This is a genomic window from Sulfitobacter sp. TBRI5 (assembly GCF_051013555.1).
Classification (GTDB): domain Bacteria; phylum Pseudomonadota; class Alphaproteobacteria; order Rhodobacterales; family Rhodobacteraceae; genus JL08.
The window spans coordinates 2,439,833-2,459,058 of sequence record NZ_CP112884.1 but is presented as its reverse complement, the minus strand read 5'-3'; the positions used below and the strand labels follow the sequence as shown (position 1 = coordinate 2,459,058).

Annotated in this window: 19 protein-coding genes and 2 pseudogenes; 9 read left to right on the top strand and 12 right to left on the bottom strand. The window is 57.9% G+C overall.

Annotation, left to right across the window (positions count from 1 at the left end; genetic code table 11):
• Positions 1-58 precede the first annotated feature (58 nt).
• From OLX72_RS12360 to OLX72_RS12350, 3 genes are read left to right on the top strand one after another with little or no spacing between them, the layout of a single operon-like run.
• Positions 59-946, top strand: coding sequence for an S-methyl-5'-thioadenosine phosphorylase (locus OLX72_RS12360; protein ID WP_114870997.1), 888 nt, complete (start codon positions 59-61; stop codon positions 944-946).
• Positions 943-1,575, top strand: a complete 633-nt coding sequence (locus OLX72_RS12355) for a LysE family translocator (protein ID WP_114870998.1) — start codon at positions 943-945, stop codon at positions 1,573-1,575. Before OLX72_RS12360 ends, OLX72_RS12355 begins: the two co-directional genes overlap by 4 nt.
• 8 nt (positions 1,576-1,583) lie before the next feature.
• Positions 1,584-2,114 carry an adenine phosphoribosyltransferase gene (locus tag OLX72_RS12350; RefSeq protein ID WP_114870999.1) on the top strand — a complete coding sequence of 177 codons (531 nt, stop codon included), beginning with the start codon at positions 1,584-1,586 and terminating at the stop codon, positions 2,112-2,114.
• Positions 2,115-2,158: 44 nt separating this feature from the next.
• On the opposite strand, the gene OLX72_RS12345 is transcribed toward OLX72_RS12350, so the two are convergent.
• The 11 genes from OLX72_RS12345 to coxB all read right to left on the bottom strand — a co-directional run bounded on the left by OLX72_RS12345 (position 2,159) and on the right by coxB (position 11,953).
• Positions 2,159-3,577: an FAD-binding oxidoreductase gene (locus tag OLX72_RS12345; protein WP_433988770.1), complete on the bottom strand. Its 1,419-nt coding sequence runs from the start codon at positions 3,575-3,577 to the stop codon at positions 2,159-2,161.
• Between the two features lie 39 nt (positions 3,578-3,616).
• Entirely contained in the window at positions 3,617-4,435 is an 819-nt protein-coding gene (locus OLX72_RS12340) for an MBL fold metallo-hydrolase (RefSeq protein WP_114872353.1), read from the bottom strand.
• 75 nt (positions 4,436-4,510) lie between these two features.
• Entirely contained in the window at positions 4,511-5,095 is a 585-nt protein-coding gene (locus OLX72_RS12335) for a GNAT family N-acetyltransferase (RefSeq protein WP_114871001.1), read from the bottom strand.
• A complete protein-coding gene (locus tag OLX72_RS12330; protein WP_433988769.1) occupies positions 5,095-6,357 on the bottom strand; it encodes a M16 family metallopeptidase in 1,263 nt (420 codons plus the stop codon). Before OLX72_RS12330 ends, OLX72_RS12335 begins: the two co-directional genes overlap by 1 nt.
• The gene (gene thrC, locus OLX72_RS12325; RefSeq protein ID WP_433988768.1) at positions 6,354-7,745 is read right to left on the bottom strand and encodes a threonine synthase; all 1,392 of its coding nucleotides are present in this window, start codon (positions 7,743-7,745) and stop codon (positions 6,354-6,356) included. The genes OLX72_RS12330 and thrC overlap by 4 nt, the downstream gene beginning before the upstream one ends.
• Before the next feature lie 4 nt (positions 7,746-7,749).
• A complete protein-coding gene (locus OLX72_RS12320) occupies positions 7,750-8,427 on the bottom strand; it encodes an SURF1 family protein (protein ID WP_433988767.1) in 678 nt (225 codons plus the stop codon).
• 119 nt (positions 8,428-8,546) lie between these two features.
• Positions 8,547-9,350: a cytochrome c oxidase subunit 3 gene (locus tag OLX72_RS12315; RefSeq protein WP_114871005.1), complete on the bottom strand. Its 804-nt coding sequence runs from the start codon at positions 9,348-9,350 to the stop codon at positions 8,547-8,549.
• Between the two features lie 23 nt (positions 9,351-9,373).
• Positions 9,374-9,949, bottom strand: coding sequence for a cytochrome c oxidase assembly protein (locus OLX72_RS12310; protein WP_114871006.1), 576 nt, complete (start codon positions 9,947-9,949; stop codon positions 9,374-9,376).
• Positions 9,949-10,110 carry a hypothetical protein gene (locus tag OLX72_RS12305; RefSeq protein WP_205388970.1) on the bottom strand — a complete coding sequence of 54 codons (162 nt, stop codon included), beginning with the start codon at positions 10,108-10,110 and terminating at the stop codon, positions 9,949-9,951. Before OLX72_RS12305 ends, OLX72_RS12310 begins: the two co-directional genes overlap by 1 nt.
• The gene (gene cyoE, locus OLX72_RS12300; RefSeq protein WP_114871007.1) at positions 10,107-11,054 is read right to left on the bottom strand and encodes a heme o synthase; all 948 of its coding nucleotides are present in this window, start codon (positions 11,052-11,054) and stop codon (positions 10,107-10,109) included. Before cyoE ends, OLX72_RS12305 begins: the two co-directional genes overlap by 4 nt.
• A gap of 59 nt (positions 11,055-11,113) precedes the next feature.
• Positions 11,114-11,953, bottom strand: coding sequence for a cytochrome c oxidase subunit II (coxB, locus tag OLX72_RS12295; protein ID WP_114871008.1), 840 nt, complete (start codon positions 11,951-11,953; stop codon positions 11,114-11,116).
• Between the two features lie 202 nt (positions 11,954-12,155).
• On the opposite strand from coxB, the gene tldD reads away from it, so the two are divergent.
• Entirely contained in the window at positions 12,156-13,613 is a 1,458-nt protein-coding gene (gene tldD, locus OLX72_RS12290; RefSeq protein ID WP_433988766.1) for a metalloprotease TldD, read from the top strand.
• Positions 13,614-13,848: 235 nt separating this feature from the next.
• Here tldD and OLX72_RS12285 read toward each other — a convergent pair.
• A pseudogene (locus OLX72_RS12285) lies at positions 13,849-13,965 on the bottom strand (IS481 family transposase); the annotation flags it as partial.
• A 336-nt stretch (positions 13,966-14,301) separates the two neighbouring features.
• Here OLX72_RS12285 and OLX72_RS12280 point away from each other — a divergent pair.
• From OLX72_RS12280 to dprA, 5 genes and pseudogenes are all read left to right on the top strand, one after another.
• On the top strand, positions 14,302-14,502 hold the full coding sequence (locus tag OLX72_RS12280) for a hypothetical protein (RefSeq protein ID WP_114871009.1): 201 nt from the start codon (positions 14,302-14,304) through the stop codon (positions 14,500-14,502).
• A 247-nt stretch (positions 14,503-14,749) separates the two neighbouring features.
• Positions 14,750-15,501, top strand: a protein-coding gene (locus tag OLX72_RS12275) for an IS5 family transposase (protein WP_433988765.1) whose coding sequence is annotated in 2 segments (ribosomal slippage) — positions 14,750-15,083 and positions 15,083-15,501 — 753 coding nt in all. Because the reading frame shifts where the segments join, the coding sequence is not laid out codon by codon here.
• A gap of 406 nt (positions 15,502-15,907) precedes the next feature.
• Entirely contained in the window at positions 15,908-16,459 is a 552-nt protein-coding gene (locus OLX72_RS12270; protein ID WP_433988764.1) for a TadE/TadG family type IV pilus assembly protein, read from the top strand.
• 1 nt (position 16,460) lies between these two features.
• Positions 16,461-17,792 carry a pilus assembly protein TadG-related protein gene (locus OLX72_RS12265; RefSeq protein ID WP_433988763.1) on the top strand — a complete coding sequence of 444 codons (1,332 nt, stop codon included), beginning with the start codon at positions 16,461-16,463 and terminating at the stop codon, positions 17,790-17,792.
• Between the two features lie 152 nt (positions 17,793-17,944).
• Positions 17,945-19,004 (top strand): annotated as a pseudogene (dprA, locus tag OLX72_RS12260) (DNA-processing protein DprA).
• The last annotated feature ends 222 nt before the right edge of the window (positions 19,005-19,226 follow it).

Here is a 19,226-nt window from a genome sequence, read left to right as displayed (position 1 = left end):
TGATTTCCCCCCGCCAACCCATCACGATCCGGCGCAAACACAATCACCGGACCGGATCATGACAGCATCAGACCTACGCACCCGACTTGCCGTGATCGGCGGGTCCGGCGTTTACGATATCGACGGCTTGAAAGATGCCGAATGGGTGGATGTGGACACCCCTTGGGGCGCGCCTTCGGATGCGATCCTGACCGGTACGCTGGACGGGGTTGCCATGGCGTTTCTGCCCCGCCACGGGCGCGGCCATGTGCACAGCCCGACGACAGTGCCCTACCGCGCCAATATCGATGCCCTGAAACGGCTTGGAATGACAGACGTGATCAGCGTCAGCGCCTGTGGATCGTTCCGCGATCATATGGCACCGGGCGATTTTGTCATTGTGGATCAATTCATTGACCGCACTTTTTCACGTGAAAAATCGTTTTTTGGCACCGGTTGCGCGGCGCATGTATCGCTGGCCCATCCGACCTGCCCGCGCCTTGGTGACGCCTGCGAAACCGCCGCGAAAACCGCCGGTGTCACCGTGCATCGCTGCGGCACCTATCTGGCGATGGAAGGGCCGCAATTTTCCACCATCGCCGAAAGCCGGATGTACCGCGAAAGCTGGGGCTGTGACGTGATCGGCATGACCAACATGCCCGAGGCCAAACTCGCCCGCGAGGCGGAATTGTGCTACGCCTCGGTCGCCATGATCACCGATTACGACAGCTGGCACCCCGATCACGGCGCAGTGGACATCAGCGACATCATCAAGACCCTGACCGGCAACGCCGACAAGGCCCGCGCGCTGGTGGCGCAGCTGCCGAACCTGCTGGGCAAAAGCCGCGCGCCCTGCCCGCACGGCTGTGATCGCGCGCTGGAATATGCCATCCTGACCGCCCCCGAGGCCCGCGATCCGGCGGTCCTGTCGAAACTGGATGCCGTTGCAGGGCGGGTGCTGGCATGAGCCTTGATCTCTGGCTGGCCTTTGTCGCCGCCTCGACCGCGCTGTTGCTGATCCCAGGACCAACGGTTCTTCTGGTGCTCAGCTATGCGCTGTCCAAGGGGCGCAGCGTGGCTGTTGCATCTGCCGCCGGTGTCGCACTGGGTGATCTGGTGGCGATGACCGCGTCGCTTCTGGGTCTGGGCGCGCTGGTGCTGACCTCGGCCACGCTATTCACGGTGCTGAAATGGGCCGGTGCCGTCTATCTGATCTATCTGGGTGTCAGAATGCTGCGCTCTGCGCCCTCAAGCGGGCTGGGCACGGTCGTGACAAAAGGCGATGTCAGTGCGCGCGGCGTGTTTGGCCATGCGGCGGCGGTGACAGCGCTGAACCCGAAATCCATCGGCTTCTTCATTGCCTTCGTGCCGCAGTTCCTGCGCCCGGATGCACCGCTGGCGCCGCAGTTCATTATCCTGATCGCAACCTTTGTCGGCCTTGCGGCACTCAATACGCTGGCCTATGCGCTGCTGGCCGACCGGCTGCGCACCACCATTGCACGGCCCCGCGTGATCACGTGGCTGACGCGCGGTGGCGGGCTTGCCCTGATCTCGATGGGTCTACTGACCGCAACCCTGCGCCGCACAACCCCTTAAGGAACATCATGAAAACCGTTCAGGACTATATCCGCACCATCGTCGATTTCCCCCATGAAGGCATCCTGTTTCGCGATGTCACCACGCTGTTTGCCGATCCGCGCGGCTTTCGCATGGCGGTGGACCAGATGCTGCACCCCTATGCCGGATTGCGCATCGACAAGGTCGTCGGGCTGGAAGCGCGCGGCTTTATCCTTGGCGGCGCCATCGCCCACCAGCTAAGCGTCGGGTTCGTGCCAGTGCGCAAGAAAGGCAAACTGCCCGGCCCGGTGATCAGCGAGGAATATACCCTGGAATACGGCGAGGCGGTTGTTGAAATCCACGATGATGCGATCCAGCCCGGCGAAACCGTTCTGATTGTCGACGATCTGCTTGCAACCGGCGGCACAGCCGAGGCCGGGATCAAACTGATCGAACGGCTGGGCGGCAAGATCCTCAGCTGTGCCTTTGTAATCGACCTGCCCGATCTGGGCGGGCGCAAACGGCTTGAGGCACTGGGCATGGATGTGCACGCACTCTGCGCCTTTGAGGGTGTGTAACCCCTGCTTCTTTTTGCTAGAAATACGGGAAACCCGCACCGCCCTTAACGGGCGCGCAACACCGCGCCGGGGTTCATGATGCCGACGGGGTCCAGTGTGGTCTTGATCGCGCGCATCGTGGCAAGTTTGACCGGATCGCCATAGCGTTCCAGATCGTCGACCTTCAGTCGTCCGATCCCGTGTTCGGCGCTGAACGATCCGTCCATTTCCTGCACCAGATCATGGATCGCCTGTTTGATCGCATCGCGCTGGTTCTGGTGATCATGTTTGGTTTTTCCGGGCATCGGAAACACATTGTAGTGCAGGTTGCCATCCCCCAGATGGCCAAAACTGTTGATCCGGAAACTGCCGATCGCGGCAATCCGGCCGGCGCCTGCGCGAATGAAATCGGGGATCGCGCCGATGGGCACGGAAATATCGGAACTGACGATCGCACCGATGCGGCGGTTGGCTTCGGGGATGTGTTCGCGCACGGACCAGAGCGCGCGGCGCTGCCCTTCGGATTGGGCAATGGTGCCATCCACGACAGCGCCGGCTTCCGCCGCGCTTTCGAACAGGGTTTCCAGCGCCTGTGCCGGATCCAGCCCCTGCGCCAGACCGACCTCGATCAGAACGCTCCATTCGGGCGGGTCGGCAAAAGGCTGGCGCAGATCGGGCAGTGTTTCGCTCAGGAATTCAAGGCCCTGACGATGGATCAGTTCAAAGGCGCTGACCCCTTCGCCCATTTGCGCGCGCGCCAGCGCCAGCAGTTCTATCGCCGCTTCGGGCGACGGGACGACCATCATCGCGGTGCCGGTTCCGGCAGGGCGCGGGGAAAGTTTCAGCGCGGCGGCGGTGATCACGCCCAATGTGCCTTCGGATCCGATCAGCAGGTTGCGCAGATCATACCCGGTATTGTCCTTGCGCAGGCGTGACAGCCCGTTCCAGATCGACCCGTCGGGCAACACCGCCTCGATCCCGAGGCACAGATCGCGGGTATTGCCATAGCGCAGCACGTTCACGCCACCGGCATTGGTGGCCAGATTGCCCCCGATCCGCGCCGATCCTTCGGCCGCCAGCGACAGCGGAAACAGCCGGTCCGCGGCTTCGGCCGCGGCCTGCACATCGGCCAGAATGACACCCGCCTCGACGATCAGCACGTTTTCCAGCGGGTACAGCCCGCGCACCCGGTTCATCCGCTCCAGCGACAGGATCACCGGCGCAGGCCCGTCAGGCAACACCTGCCCGCCGACCACGCCTGTGCCACCACCATAGGGGATCACGCCAACACGGGCGGCACCGGCCTCGCGGATGATTGTGGCCACCTGTTCGGTATTGTCCGGACACAGCACAAGCCCTGCCTGCCCTTCGAACTGGCCGCGCGGTTCTTCCAGATAATGCGCCGCAGAATCGCGAAACACATCCTGCGGCAGAAGGCTGCGCAGATGATCACGAAACAGGTCTGTGGCGGGGGCAAGGCTCATGCGTCTTTCAAAGCGCGCCGGCGGGAAAAACGCAAGCCGCTATTCGGTGTCACGCAGCCATTCGGGCTGCAACACGATGATCGTCGGACGGTTCGGCAGATCGCGCAGCGAAACCGTCAGCGCGGAACTGTCGCGCCGTTCGATCGCGAATTCGTCTGCCATGCCCACCAGAAACGCATCCAGCGCATAGGTGCTGAACCAGTGCATCGGAACAACGACAGATGATTTCAACCGTTTCAGCACCCGCGTCATCGTCGGCAAATCCAGCGTATAACCGCCATCGACCGGTGCCATCACCACATCCAGACGCCCCAGCGCAGCATATTGCGCATCATTGGGTTCGTGATGCAGATGGCCCAGATGGCCGATGCACAGGCCCGCCACCTCGAACACGAAAATCGAATTTCCGTTATCTTCGCGCCCGCCGAATTGCGACCGGATATCGGTGGATACGTTGCGCACCAGCATCTCGCCCAGATCAAGATGATGGTCGATGCCTTCACCGAACGGCCCCCACCCTTCCAGAACATGGGGAATCGCCGGATCGGGATAGGCCGTCCAGTGCGTATCATGGGCATGGTTCATCGTGACCACGTCGGGGATCAGGGGCACATTGCCGACAAATCCGGTAAAATCGGTCACGGCGTTCAGCCCGCCTTGGGTCTGGATCAGAAAACTGGCATGGGCGATGTATTGCAGGCGAACCGAAAAATCCGGCACCGGCGCGCGGTAGCTGGCTTGGTGGAGGTATTCGATCTGCGGATCGGCTTGCGCAATGGCAATACAGTGGCTTGGCCGGCGGTCCTGTGCGTTGGACGCCGTTGCAATCAGCACAAAAAGCAGGATCAACCGAAGCAACATGACTGAAAGATAGCGCAGCGGCGGGACAGGTCTAGGGGGAAGTGTAAAACACCTGAGCTTGATAGCGGGGTTTTAGCCCGCTTCGGTCTTGCCGCGCCGGTCGCTGCGCAGGCATGCATAAAGCACGTGGGTGCGCCAGCGGCCATCGATCTGCAGATAGGATTGCGCCACGCCTTCATATTTGAAGCCTGACCGTTCCAGCAACCCGCGCGAGGCGACGTTTTCAGGCAGGCAGGCGGCTTCGATGCGGCTGAGGTCCAGTCGGTTGAATGCGTGATGCACAACGGCCAGAATCGCCTCGCGCATGTATCCCTGACGGATAAAGGGCTGGCCTGTCCAATATCCCAACGTGCCCGCCTGCGCGGGGCCACGGCGGATGTTATCAAGGGTGATCGCGCCCAGCAGAACCTGATCGGACCGGCGGATCAGGAACAGCGGCACAGCCGAACCGTTGTTGACAGAGCGTTGTGCCCAATAGACGCGATTGGTGAAGCCCTTGCGCGACAGATGATCCTGCGCCCAGCTTGGCTCCCATCTGGTCAGGAAATCCTCGCTTTCGCGGCGCAGACTGGTCCATGCGCGAAAATCCGAATGGGTCGGCGGGCGCAGCGTCATACGCTCGGTTTCGATCTTCAGCTTGCGCTTGGCCAGCAGCATCAGGCAGCGCGCCGTCCCTGCAGTTTTTCCAGATCGGGGGCTTTCTGCACCGGACCGTAAAGCGCCATGGCTGCGCGGGCGGCGGTGGCCATGTGGCCTGCAAAATCGCGCACATCCCCGGTTGTCACCGCGTCAATGCGCTGCACGACTTCGTCCAGATCAGGCACGCGATCCCAGATCTGGATCATGCGGGCCAGACGTTCGGCGCGGTTTGAGGGGCTTTCCAGCCCCATCAGCATACCGGCCTTCATCTGGGCGCGGGCGCGGGCCACTTCGGCCGGGCTCATGTCGTCGGCGGCGCGTTTCATTTCATCCACAGTGATTTCGGCCAGTTCACCGATCTGACCGGCACTGGTGCCGGCATAGATCGTGGTCATGCCGGTATCGGCATAGGCCCCGGCCTGCGCAAAGATCGAATAGCACAGACCGCGATGTTCGCGCACTTCCTGAAACAGGCGCGAAGACATGCCGCCACCCAGAACGCTGGCATAGATCTGCGCCACATAGATTGCGTCATCACGATAGCCCGGGCTTTCAAAGGCCAGCGCAAAATGGGCCTGTTCCAGATCCTTGGTACGGCGCACCTCGCCTCCGGAAAAGGCGGCGGGCGAAATATCAAAGGATGGCGTTGGCGTCAGGTGCCCGAACAGGATTTCGGCCTCGCGCACGAGGGCATCATGATCCACGGCCCCCGCTGCTGACAGGATCATCTGGTTGGGCCCGTAATGTTCGCCGACAAAGCCGGCCAGATCCTCGCGGGTGAATGCGCTGACACGTTCGGACGGGCCCAGAATGGTGCGCCCGATCGGCTGACCCGGATAGGCCTTTTCCTGCAACCAGTCAAAGATCACATCATCCGGCGTATCCAGTGCCTGGCCGATTTCCTGCAGGATCACACCGCGTTCTATTTCGATCTCTTCCGGTTCGAATACCGGGTTCAGAACGATATCGGCGATCACATCCAGCGCCAAGGGCACATCGTTTTCCAGAACCCGGGCGTAGTAGGCGGTGACTTCGCGGCTGGTATAGGCATTGATGTACCCGCCCACGTCTTCAATGGCTTCGGCGATCTGCAAGGCACTGCGCCGCTTTGTGCCCTTGAACGCCATGTGTTCAAGAAAATGCGCGATGCCGTTCTGTTCAACCCGTTCGTGGCGTCCACCTGCCGTGACCCAGATCCCGATCGAGGACGACTGCAGGCCCGGCATGTTTTCGGTGACGATGCGAAACCCGTTCGCCAGAGTGTGTTGTTGTACTGTCAATGTCTGATCTGTCCTCTGACAAAAGCTTCGAGCGCGGCCAGATCGTTGCTGATCCGCGTCACCCGTTCCGGCCTGTCATACAGGTCTGCCATGCGCGGGGGAAGGGGTGGACGTATTCCTGTTGCCGCCTCGACTGCATCGGGGAATTTGGCGGGGTGCGCCGTGGCCAGCGTGATCATCGGTGTTGCGGGATCGCGCAGCGCGTTTGCAACCTTGACGCCCACGGCGGAATGCGGGCACAGCAATTCGCTGCTGCGCGCCAGTTCCGCGGTGATAGTGGCCGATGTTTCATCTTCCGAGGCGCGCCCGGACTGGAAGGTATCCTGCAACATCTGAAGCGCGCCCTGACTGACGTCGAATCCGCCACCGGATTTCAGTTCGTCCATCAGTTGCGCAACGGCATTGCCATCGCGCCCGTAGGCATCAAACAGCGCCCGTTCGAAATTGGAACTGACCTGAATATCCATCGACGGGCTGATCGACGGGTGCACCGTACTGGTGTGATAGCCCTGCCCTTTCAGGCAGCGATCCAGAATGTCGTTCTGGTTGGTCGCGACAACCAGTTGATCAATGGGCAGCCCCATTTTCTTGGCGATGTATCCGGCGAATATATCGCCGAAATTTCCCGTCGGCACAGTAAAGCTGACGCGGCGGTGCGGCGCGCCAAGGCTGACTGCGGAGGTGAAGTAATAAACCACCTGAGCCAGCACGCGCCCCCAGTTGATCGAATTCACACCGGCAAGCCGGACCTCGTCGCGGAAGGTGAAATCGTTGAACATATCCTTCAGGCGGGCCTGACAATCATCAAAATCGCCATCGACCGCAAGCGCATGCACATTGGCCTCGCCCGGTGTCGTCATCTGGCGGCGCTGCACTTCGCTGACGCGGCCATGGGGATAAAGGATGACCACATCGACAACGTCCAGCCCCTTGAACGCCTCGATCGCGGCAGAACCGGTATCACCGCTGGTGGCCCCGACGATGGTCACGCGTTCACCGCGCCGCGCCAGTGCGGTCTGGAACATCTGGCCGATCAGTTGCATGGCGAAATCCTTGAACGCCAGCGTCGGGCCGTGAAACAGTTCAAGCAGGAAATGGCCGCTGTCCAGCTGCACCAGAGGCGCGCGGGCGGCATGGCCGAACCCGGCATAGCTGCGCGTGATGATATCGCCGAATTCCGTATCGGTGAACGTATCGCCGACAAAGGGGCGCATCACGCGATAGGCGACATCTTCATAGGAAAGACCGTGCAGGGCGGCAATATCGGCCTGATCCATCTGCGGGATCGTTTCGGGCACGTACAATCCGCCATCGCGTGCAAGGCCGGTCAGCATTGCGTCTTCGAAACTTAAAACAGGCGCGTGTCCACGGGTCGAGATGTAGCGCAACTTTTCAGCTTTCCGGTTTTGAGCGCATCGAGCGCATGAAAAAGAAGGTCATCGCCAGCCAGATGGCGGCCAGCGAAAACCACGTGATGGCATATTGCAAGTGATCGTTTGGAATGCCAGCACTGTCGACCGGCAAAGGCGTTACAGAAGGGTTCGGTTCCGAAATGGTGCGCGCAATCAACAATACAGGGTCGGTGCCCAGTACCTGCGCCAGCGCGGGCACATCGCGGGCAAACCATGTATTGCCTGCCAGATCGGGCGCGGGCGTGTAGCTGTCAACCTCGTCCGGCCAGTGCAGATTGCCTGTGACGCTGATCGGCCCTGTTGTGCGGGTGTTGTTTTTGGCGGCATCGCGGACAAAGCCGCGATCCAGCAGGATGCGGCGGCCATCGGCCAGTTCATAGGGTGCAATGATGCGGTATCCCGGCCCGACATCCTTGATCGACACCAGCACATGCGCTTCGCCCGGCAGGATTGTGCCCTGCGCCTGCACCGGCAGGTATTTGTCAGTTGCGGGATAGGGTGTGGCAGGCACCGCCACCGGGGTTGCTGTAATCCGGCTGTCAATGTCAGCCAGCACACCCTGTTTCCAGTCGAGCCGCTGAAGTTGCCAGGTGCCAAGCCCGATCAGGATCGCGGCCCCGATCAACCCGAACGTCAGCAAGAACACCCAACGGCGCATATCAGATCAGGCCCCCCCGCCCGACAAAGGAAAAGCGCGCAAGGTCAGATGCCTTGCGCGCTTTGCTTGATAATCGTCTGCGGCGCGGGATCAACCCGCAATCCGCTTTGTCGGGCAGATCAGATGCCCCAGATGTAGACCGCAAAGAACAGGAACAGCCACACCACATCCACAAAGTGCCAGTACCAGGCCGCCGCTTCAAAGCCGACATGCTTTTCCGCCGTAAAGTGGCCCTTCATCGCACGGAACATACAGACCGCCAGAAAGATCGTACCGATGATCACGTGCGCGCCATGAAAGCCTGTGGCCATGAAGAAGTTCGAAAAGAACTTGTCGCCGCCGAACTGCCAGTCTTTGTCGACCAGAAGGTGATAATATTCATAGGCCTGCACGGCGGTGAACAGCACACCCAGAACAATGGCCAGTGCCAGACCGTTGATGACATCCTTGCGGTTGTCTTCGTGGACAAGCGCATGGTGCGCCCATGTGACCGCACAGCCCGAAAGCAGCAGCAGAAGCGTGTTGATCAGTGGCAGTTCAAACGCGTTCACCTGATAGAATTCCGCAGGAACATAGGTGCTCCCGACATATTCGTTCATCGGATAAAGCGCATGTTTGAAGAACGACCAGAACCATGCGGCAAAGAACATCACTTCGGACATGATAAACAGGATAAAGCCGTAGCGCAGGCCGATCCGCACAACCGGGGTGTGATCCCCGACGCGGCTTTCTGCCACCACTTCCGACCACCAGCCGAACATCACGTACAACACAGCCGCAAGCCCCGCGAGAAACAGGAACGGCGTAACATCATGCATCCAGAGGACCGCACCAAAAAGCATGGCAAAGCCACCCAGCGATCCGAGCAATGGCCAGATCGAGGGGTTCAGAATGTGGTAATCGTGGTTTTTTTCGTGCGCCATGTTTGTGTCCCTCACCTTACGGCTTAGTTTAAGTTTGTTGTGGCCTGATTGTCCAAGGCGGCATAGCCTTCGGGCAGGTCAATTTCGTAGAACGTATAAGACAGAGTGATCGTATGCACGTATTTTGCATCGCGATCGGTTACGATTTCCGGATCGACAAAGAATGTCACCGGCATCTGCACCCGTTCACCGGGTTGCAAAACCTGTTCCTCGAAGCAGAAACACTGGATCTTGCTGAAGAACCCGCCCGCTTCGTAAGGTGTGACGTTGTAGCTGGCCGATCCCGCCACCGGTTTGTCGGTCGGGTTGTAAGCCTCGTAAAAGGCCAGACCGGTTTCGCCGATGCGCAGTTCCATTTCACGCTGCACCGGTTTGAATTCCCAAGGCATGTTCTTGTTGATCGATCCGTCGAACCGCACCGTAATGGTCTGGTCCAGAATCTCGTCAGACCCCGTTGTCGCAACATCGGTGGTTCCGCCAAATCCGGTGACACGGCAGAACCAGTCATAAAACGGCACAGAGGCCCAGGCCAGCGCGCCCATGAACACGACGACGGATACGGTCTGCAAAACGGTTTTCTTTGGTCCCTGCAACGCCATTAGTTCTGAACCTCCGATGTGGGAAGGGCGAAATCGCCCCGTGTGACCTTGACGAATGTCAGCCCGAACACGACGACGATAAAGCCGACCAGCACCAGCGCCACGCCCAGATTGCGGCCAAAACGGCGCTTGTGAATTTCATGTTCCGTGTGAAAGCTCATCCCCAGCCCCCCAGACCGAACGGCGCCAGCGCCGCTTCCAGCAGGATGGCGACGAAATGGGCGAACAGATACCACAGCGACAGCCGGAAGAATTTGCGTTCGACGGCAAAATTGTCGGCTTCGGATTGTGTTTCGTCACGGCGCCAAATCTGCACGGCCCCGCGCAGGAACAACAGATTCAGCACCAGCGCGACCGACAGATAAATCGGGCCGCCAATGGCCGAAAATCCGGTGCCCACCGCCAGGATCGACAGCAGAACGGTATAGACCAGAATATGCGTGCGCGTTGCGCGCCGTCCGTGTGTCACCGTCAGCATGGGCACGCCCGCATCGTCGTAATCCGAGCGCATGAACAGCGCCAGCGCCCAGAAATGTGGCGGCGTCCACATGAAAATCAGCGCGAACATCAGCCACGGTTCGACAGCCATTGACCCGGTGGCGCAGACCCAGCCGATCACCGGCGGAAACGCCCCCGCGGCGCCGCCGATCACGATGTTCTGCGGTGTCGAACGTTTCAGCCACATCGTGTAGATGACGGCATAAAAGAAAATGGTGAACGCCAGAAACGCCGCCGCCAGAAGATTTGCGGCAAGCCCCAGCATCATCACGGCAAGACCCGACAGCGCCAGACCGATGGCCCGCGCTTCGCCCGGTTCCACTTTGCCAGCGGGAACGGGGCGGTTGGCTGTCCGGCGCATCACGGCGTCGATATCCGCATCCCACCACATATTCAGCGCACCCGATGCCCCTGCCCCAACCGCGATAAACAGGATCGACGAGAAGGCAATCATCGGATGCACCTGCACCGGCGCGGCGAGCAGACCGACCAGAGCAGTAAAGACCACAAGCTGCATGACACGGGGCTTCAACAGCGCAAAATAATCGCCAAACGACGCCTCGCCCGGGTGGGCTGTGTCTTTTGTGTTGATGCTTGCATCACTCATCAGGCAGGTCCGATCATCAGGTAAATCGCGGGGCAAAGACCGCCCCGCTGATCCGAAGGTCAGTTAGACGCGACAGTGATCGCGCGCGGCACGCCGGCATATTCGTCGATCGCGCCGTCCAGCCATTCCTGATAGGCCTCTTCGCTGACCACTTTGACCGTGATCGGCATATAGGCGTGATCCTTGCCGCACAGTTCAGAGCATTGGCCGAAATAGATGCCTTCCTTGTCGGCAGCGAACCAAAGTTCGGCCAGACGACCGGGTACACCATCCTGTTTCACGCCAAAGGCGGGGATCGTCCAAGAATGGATCACGTCGGCGCCTGTGACCTGCATCACAACGGTTTTGCCCACCGGCACGACAACGGCCGTATCCGTCGCCAGCAGGTATTCGTCATCACTGTAGCCATATTCCGCGAGAGAGGCGCGATCCAGCATGAAGCTTTCAAAGCCGAATTCGTGATCGACATATTCATAGCCCCAATACCACTGGTAGCCGGTGACTTTGATGGTCACGTCTGCCTCGGGGATTTCCTGTTGCTTGAACAGGATCGGCAGCGACCATGCGCCGATGGCCACAAGGATAAAGACCGGGATGATCGTCCAGGCGATCTCGACCGGGGTGTGGTGGGTAAAGGTTTTTGGCGTCGGGTTTGATTTGCGGTTGAACCGCACCATCGCGTAGATCATCAACGCCGTCACGAAAACCGTAATCGCGGTAATAACGACCAGAATCATGCCGTCCAGCCATTGCAGATCCCGCGCCAGTTCGCTGGCCGCAGGCTGGAACCCCATTTTACCGTCGACCGGCGCGCCGATAATCTCAAGACCTTCCTGAGCGAAGGCGGGAAGAGTGGAAAGGCCGGCAAACAGGCCGGTAAGCATGGCTAGGTTTTTCATCTTTGTTCCTGATCAGTTGATCACTGTTGGTCGCATTATTATATCGGTCAGGGCATCAGTTCCACGCGTCAGTTTACCCCCGCGCTGATTGCCCGTTGTCTTGTTCATGCTTACAATCATATTCTGATGCACAGATAAAGCCATAAGCTTGCGTCAAACAGACGCTATTTTCTTCCCTCCACAACGACAGGGCAGCCTTGAAATGCAGGATACCCCGATTAAAGACGACAAAAATACTGCAAAAGCGGAAGTGTTTGCACCGTTTGAGACCGCGTTGGACCGCGACGAGGCGCTGGGTATTTTGCGCGATGCAACACAAGGCGCCGACGACGGAGAGTTGTTTCTGGAGCGTCGCCGGTCAGAAGTTCTGTCCTTTGATGATGGGCGCATCCGGGCGGCCAGCTATGACGCGTCCGAGGGATTCGGCCTGCGCGCGGTCTGTGGCGAGGTTTCGGGTTATGCCCATTCCACCGAAATCAGCGCCGCCGCCCTGCGCCGCGCGGCGCAGACCGCACGGCTGGCCGTGGGCGATGGCGGCGCGGTTTTGGACACCGGGCCGGCCCACACAAACCGCAAGCTTTATACAGATGCCGATCCGATTGCCGGCGCGGCATTTCCCGTCAAGATCGAAACCTTGCGCGACATCGATGCCTTTGCCCGCGATCTGGACAAACGGGTGGTGCAGGTATCGGCCACCCTGGCCGCAAGCCTGCAAGAGGTCGAGATTTTGCGCCCCGACGGGCTGATCGTGCGCGATGTTCGCCCGATGAGCCGTGTGAATGTATCGGTGATTGTCGAGGAAAACGGACGCCGCGAATCCGGTGGCGCAGGGGGCGGTGGGCGTGTCAGCCTTGATGGCGTGATGGACCCTGCCGACTGGCAGGCCAATACCCGCGAGGCGCTGCGCATTGCCTTGGTCAACCTTGAGGCGGTTCCTGCCCCTGCAGGCATCATGGATGTGGTGCTGGGCAATGGCTGGCCCGGTATCCTGTTGCACGAAGCCGTCGGGCACGGGCTTGAGGGGGATTTCAACCGCAAGGGCAGCAGCGCCTTTGCCGGTTTGATGGGCCAGCAGGTGGCCGCGCGCGGCGTGACCGTTCTGGATGACGGCACGATCCCGGACCGGCGCGGCAGTATTACCGTGGATGACGAAGGCACGCCATCAGCCAAAAACGTGCTGATCGAAGACGGGATTCTGGTCGGGTTCATGCAGGACCGCCAGAATGCGCGCCTGATGGGCGTCACCCCCACAGGCAACGGACGGCGCGAAAGCTATGCCCATACGCCGATGCCACGGATGACCAATACCTATATGCTGGGCGGGGATGCCGACCCGGCCGATATCGTCGCCGATCTGAAGGACGGGATTTACGCGGTCGGCTTTGGCGGTGGTCAGGTCGACATCACCAATGGAAAGTTCGTGTTTTCCTGCACCGAAGCCTACCGCGTGCAAAACGGCAAGATCGGTGCGCCGGTCAAGGGCGCCACACTGATCGGAGACGGGGCGACCGCGTTGAAACGCATCCGCGCCCTTGGCAACGATATGGCGCTGGATCCGGGTATGGGCAATTGCGGCAAGGCCGGTCAATGGGTGCCGGTGGGTGTGGGCCAGCCGACTATGATGATCGGTGGTTTGACGGTGGGCGGATCGGAGACTTAAATCCCGCGATCGGGTCTTGACCAGTCGTGATTGCGCCCTTCCTTATTCTGCGGCCTTACCATATGAGATGGTTTAGTTCTTTCAAGTTTAAAGCGGCGAGCTTGAACCCTGAATCGTGGGATTCCCATTGGCTTTGATTTGTGACTCACCCTGATTGGGAGGATGTTTCATGTCATCAGCACTATCGTCAGAGCTGCGCACGCGGTTTCTTGAGTATATTGAAGAAGGGTTAAGCGGTCTTGGGATTGATACCCAGTTCTTTGCTCAGCGCCGCGTTCGTAGCTTGCGATCGCTGTATTGCAGCTCTGACGGCGTGCGTGGTCGTGGCGCTCCCGTGACGAACTTGTCCCATATGGCTTCCTTCCATTCCATAGAAAGGATCACACCATCAAACCGTGGGATCAAACAACTAGAGTATTATATAGGTTCGTTTTTGGAATAAGACTGTTTCTGGGCAATTTGGATAAGGTGGTTTCAAGCTGAGAAGTGAAGCTTTATCTATTTAAAACAATTTCTTAAGGTAAACTCAGCTGCATATAGTGTACAAATTTACACTTTTGATTCTACTAATTGACACTTTTCGCCAATCCCTTACAACTAAGCCATGCTATATGGGTTTTTTGTTCGCCAAACCCTCCAGCGTTGTTTGTGTTTGTAACCAGTATCCTTGTTTGAAGGGCCTTTTAGTATGACTATCATTGCCACGCGTGTCGCCATTTTCCGCATGTCACTGCCCGAGACGGCAGCAAACGTGACACATGAGGCAATTGATTTATCCATACCAATCCGGCCAAAGCCGCTTCTAGATTTTCCGTTCATACTGACGTATATCGCCGTCGTTTCGACCGCGATAATTCTCATCGCCAAGCTTCTGGAAATCTTGTTGTAGAAGCTGTTGTAAGCAGAAAAATCGTCGAAGCGTGCGCATTAGCGATGCAACTCACTCCTGGACTTTTACATGGCAACCGAAAATACGATCCTGTTTAGCCCCATCGCCTCCACCATGACGGCTTGCGTTTCTGAAAGGGAGGCGAAATTTGGAATCAGTTTTTCTCGCGTCCCTAGGGGCTTTTGACGTTCGGGATTCCCAAATCACTTAACTTCTGATTCAAGGTTGCAAACAGAGGAGAGCAGCCTTGACCCGAAGAGTCCTGACCGATGCGCATTGGACAATCATCGACCCGTATTGTCTTGGAAAACCCACAGACCCGGGACAAACTGGGCGCGATCCTCGCCTGTTTGTGGAAGCCGTCCTTTGGATCGTTCGCACTGGGGCACAATGGCGCGAGTTGCCGGACGAATTCGGCAAGTGGAACTCTGTGTTCAAGCGGTTCCGCAGGTGGGTTAAGGCAGATATTTTCTATCATATGTTCAAAGTATTAGCCTCAGACGCCGACCTCGAATACGCCATGATCGATGGCACCATCGTCAAGGTTCACCGCTCTGGCCAAGGCGCAAAAGGGGGACTCTTTGCCAGGCCATCGGGCGCTCTCGCGGGGGGATAACCACGAAGATACTGGCGCTGACGGACGCGCTCGGCAACCTCGTCGATTTTTGCCTGATGCCCGGACAAGCCCATGATCTGCGCGAGACCGATACACTGATCCGAAATCTGTCTGCCGGGCACCTGCTGGCGGACAGGGCCTTTGATGCGGATTGGCTGCGCAATGACCTGCTGGATCGCGACATCACTCCGGTCATTCCGCCGAAGTCCAACCGGAAGTTCCCGGCGGAGTTCGACAAAGACACCTACAAATGGCGGCACCTGATCGAAAACTACTTTGGCAAACTGAAGGAAAACAGAGGGATAGCTATGCGCTCGTGCAAAACAGACCCCAGCTTCAAAGCATTCATCTCGATCGCCGCTACAATCATTCACATCAGGTGAACGTCAACAGCCCCTAATCGACCGCCCCGCCCGCCTCAAGCTGATTTGTTCTGACAGCACCCCACCTTCGCGGCGATAGCGCGAGGTTCCGCCCTCGCCAGTGTGATGAGCAAAGCCCCCATTTTGTGCCCTTGTTAAGGGCTAAAATTGCATTGGGCGACAAGTCCCCGAAACTCATGGCGGATATGTTGTCGAAGTCGGCGCGCACCCAGCCGACAAGAAAGTTCCTGTGACACTGCCAAGGGAACAGATCAAACGAAAAACCCTCAAACGCGCCGCTTGCATCATCGCGAGCGCGCGGCATACTGCAACCAAAAAGACGAGCCAGATACTCTCCTAATTTAAGCTGCCATTAGTTCCAAAAACCCGGACGACGGACATTTCAGACCTTATCGATGGCTAGTGATTGCCGTTTGTTTTGTCTGATGGCGCCGGTAAATCGCAAATAGAACAAGAATTTGCCTATATTTTGCCAGATTCAGGATCAAAATGGTTGTGTCAAGAAGAGGGTATCAAATTGTTCAAAACAAGTGAAATCAATTGCACCCGCCGATCCGAAGAAAGAAGTCGATTTCTAAAGCGCTTCTGGATGTGCGAAGCTGGTAGCTTTACTGTCGAGTCCGTCATTTGGATGCCTATTTTTTTTATTCTGATTGGCTTTGCAATAAACGTGTCAATGGTATTTTTCAGTGAGGCGCAAATTTTGCGAGTGGTGCAGACTGTCTCGCGACAACATTCGCTCGGATTGTACGATACAAACGCAGAAGCCAAAGCTGATTTAGAGAGCCGCTTGGCCTATCTTGACACGGCGATCTCTGCGAATGCGTCAAAAGCTTTCAACGTGGCTGAAGCGAGCGTACAGGTCCCAGCAGGATCCATGATGCCGTTGGGCTTTGTGCGCAAACCCTTCAACACGATCATACTGAATATCTCGAGCAGCCACCTAGTGGAGTATTAAGATGAATATCAGAATGGTTTACCCGCGCCGTTTCATTCAAGATGAGAATGGCTCTGCCACAGTTTTGGCACTGTTTTTCTGTCTTATCATTCTTATTATTGGCGGAATGGCCGTGGACTTCCAAAAGCGCCAAGCAGATAGTCAGTATTTACAAAATGCAGCCGATTCAGCCGCGCATGCAGCTTTATTGACGCGCCAGTCAAAATCGGAATCTGTTGCAATATCTGAAGCCTTGAAGGTCGTGCGCGGTATGCTTCCACGGAAAAACATGCAAGAGGCAATCACCTCGGCTGATTTTACGTTCGGCACATGGGATTACGACACGCGCACCTTTACGCCCGCACCAGGAGCCGTAGATGCGGTGCGCGTATATGCTGGCATGACAAAAGACCGCGGGAACTCCACCCCCAACCTTCTTCTCTACATGATTGGTTTTGACAGCTTCAATGTCGCGGAGGACTCGATTCAAGTCCTGAAGCGCAAGCCATGCTCGTTTCAAGGTTTGCTTGCAGAAGGGGTCCTGACGATCGACTCAGGCAATTTCTTTGGCCCCAGCTTCTGCCTGCACTCGAATACTTATGTTAGCCTGAGGACCAACAATTACTTTACTGCTGATAACTACGCGGATAAAATTCTTGGTTCCAAAGTGTCGATGCCCCATATCGAAAAACTGGATATACCTGATTCAGCTTATAGCTCGAATACCAACCTTGAGGGAGCCAAGGCGGAGGGCTGGTATAATCTGTCATCTTTGGACGAGCTTCCCAACATCATCACCAACCTCGAATTGGGAGTCGGGTTGTTCGTTCCATCGACTGTTTTACTAAAGGCACCTACCCCACTGACGCTAAGTGAGTTTCGTCCGACCGATATCGCACCGGGACTGGCTCACAGGCACAATTGCGCGGGTGGAAAAATCATATTCAAATCTGGAACCTACGAAGACTTTACACTTGTCACAGATTGCCAGGTCGAGTTCTCATCAAACGTCATCTTGAAGAATGTTGTGATCGCAACCCGCAATACTTCGGCACAAGCGTTCTATTCAAGCTCTGGATTGCAACTTGGTGTCAACGATGATTGCGCAATCGGTGGAGGTGCGACGCTCCTGTCTTTGGGTGGATTTTACGCCAATGCGAACTTTTCGGCTTACGGGGGCGTCGTCTGGGCAAGAGGCGACATATACTTCCATGCTAGGGCTCAGAAAATCGAAGGCCTCTCAATGAAGACACAAGGCAGTTTAACAGCCACATCTGAAGCCGAAATGAGGGTCTGTGAGACTTCACCTATACTCGGTAAGTACGCCGAGTATGGGCCGCGCCTCATGCAATGAAAAAGGGATATTTCATCTGAGAAGCTATTCGGCTATCTGAATGGCTCAGTTGCGACTGGGGCATTGTTCACCCAAGTTGTTTCGACCATCCTTCCACTCACCCCCCACTTCCACCCACCAAGGAAGATGATCGGTTTTCGTGGTTTCGTCTGTTGCGCTCTCGCCGGGTTGGCATTGCCACGTTTTACAGGCTGCTGGCTGAACAAGGCACCGCGCAGAACGCGCTGGCCGCGCTACCGAACGTAGCGCGCGCCGCCGGTGTAAAGGATTACCGCATTTGCCCCGAAGCCGTTGCGCAGGCCGAACTGCGAAATGGCGCGCAGGCCGGCGCAAAACTGGTGTTTCGCGGCACGCCTGACTATCCGAAATCACTGACCGACTTGCCCGATGCGCCACCGTTTTTGTGGCTGACGGGCAATCGGGCGCTGTTAAACCGGCCTATTGTGGCTCTTGTCGGGGCGCGCAACGCGTCCTCGCTTGGCACACGCACTGGCCCGCGAACTGGGTCAGGCGGGTAATGTCGTGGTATTGGGGCTGGCGCGCGGGGTTGATACCGCCGCACATATCGCGGCGCTGGAGACTGGCACGATCGCGGTGCAGGCTGGGGGCATTGACGTTATGTATCCGGCCAAAAATACCGATCTGGCATTGCAGATTGCGCAAACAGGCCTGCGTATCAGCGAACAATCCGTCGGGTTGACCCCGCAAGCGCGCCATTTTCCCAGCCGCAACCGCATTATCTCGGGCCTGTCCTGCGCGGTTGTGGTTGTGGAAGCTGTCGGAAAATCGGGCAACCTGATCACCGCGCGCAATGCGCTGGATCAAGGCCGTGAGGTTCTGGCCGTACCGGGCCACCCCTTTGATGCACGCGCCGCCGGATGCAACATGCTGATCCGCGATGGCGCGGTTCTGGTCCGCTCTGGCGCGGATGTGATCGAGGCTTTGGCCCCTGCCGCCCAACCGCAGCAAAACGCACAACCGGAATTGCCGATTCCCCCCACCGTCGCCCCGCCGCCAAAGCGCTGCTTGCGCGAAACCGCCGCCCTGCATTTACAGATTCTCGCGCGGCTTGGCCCGTCCCCTGTCGCGGAAGATCAGTTGATCCGCGATATGGCGGCCCCGGCACGCATGATGGCCCCGGTTCTGGTTGATCTAGAACTGTCCGGCAAAATCAAACGTCAGGCCGGTGGTTTGCTGTCTTTGGCGCAGTAAACACACTTTTATATATAGTGCATGTATATAGTGTCCTCACATGAGACTTGCCGCCCGACACAGCGCAAACGCGGTACCGGTAAATCGTGCCGCGGGATGTACCACACCCGCCGGAACCGTGTATTTCGGTGCGTCAAATCCGGTCCCTGAGCCAAGACAACCAGACTACGTTCATTCGACCCGGTTGACGATTCCCCCTTGCACACCACATTTTGCGCGGCC

Coding starts and splice junctions, on each gene's coding strand:
- OLX72_RS12350 (WP_114870999.1), top strand. CDS start 1,584: ATGAAAACCGTTCAGGACTATATCCGCACCATCGTCGATTTCCCCCAT.
- OLX72_RS12345 (WP_433988770.1), bottom strand. CDS start 3,577: ATGAGCCTTGCCCCCGCCACAGACCTGTTTCGTGATCATCTGCGCAGC.
- OLX72_RS12265 (WP_433988763.1), top strand. CDS start 16,461: ATGAATATCAGAATGGTTTACCCGCGCCGTTTCATTCAAGATGAGAAT.
- OLX72_RS12310 (WP_114871006.1), bottom strand. CDS start 9,949: ATGGCGTTGCAGGGACCAAAGAAAACCGTTTTGCAGACCGTATCCGTC.
- OLX72_RS12305 (WP_205388970.1), bottom strand. CDS start 10,110: ATGAGCTTTCACACGGAACATGAAATTCACAAGCGCCGTTTTGGCCGC.
- OLX72_RS12360 (WP_114870997.1), top strand. CDS start 59: ATGACAGCATCAGACCTACGCACCCGACTTGCCGTGATCGGCGGGTCC.
- OLX72_RS12335 (WP_114871001.1), bottom strand. CDS start 5,095: ATGCTGCTGGCCAAGCGCAAGCTGAAGATCGAAACCGAGCGTATGACG.
- cyoE (WP_114871007.1), bottom strand. CDS start 11,054: ATGAGTGATGCAAGCATCAACACAAAAGACACAGCCCACCCGGGCGAG.
- coxB (WP_114871008.1), bottom strand. CDS start 11,953: ATGAAAAACCTAGCCATGCTTACCGGCCTGTTTGCCGGCCTTTCCACT.
- tldD (WP_433988766.1), top strand. CDS start 12,156: ATGCAGGATACCCCGATTAAAGACGACAAAAATACTGCAAAAGCGGAA.
- OLX72_RS12320 (WP_433988767.1), bottom strand. CDS start 8,427: ATGCGCCGTTGGGTGTTCTTGCTGACGTTCGGGTTGATCGGGGCCGCG.
- OLX72_RS12280 (WP_114871009.1), top strand. CDS start 14,302: ATGACTATCATTGCCACGCGTGTCGCCATTTTCCGCATGTCACTGCCC.
- OLX72_RS12315 (WP_114871005.1), bottom strand. CDS start 9,350: ATGGCGCACGAAAAAAACCACGATTACCACATTCTGAACCCCTCGATC.
- OLX72_RS12355 (WP_114870998.1), top strand. CDS start 943: ATGAGCCTTGATCTCTGGCTGGCCTTTGTCGCCGCCTCGACCGCGCTG.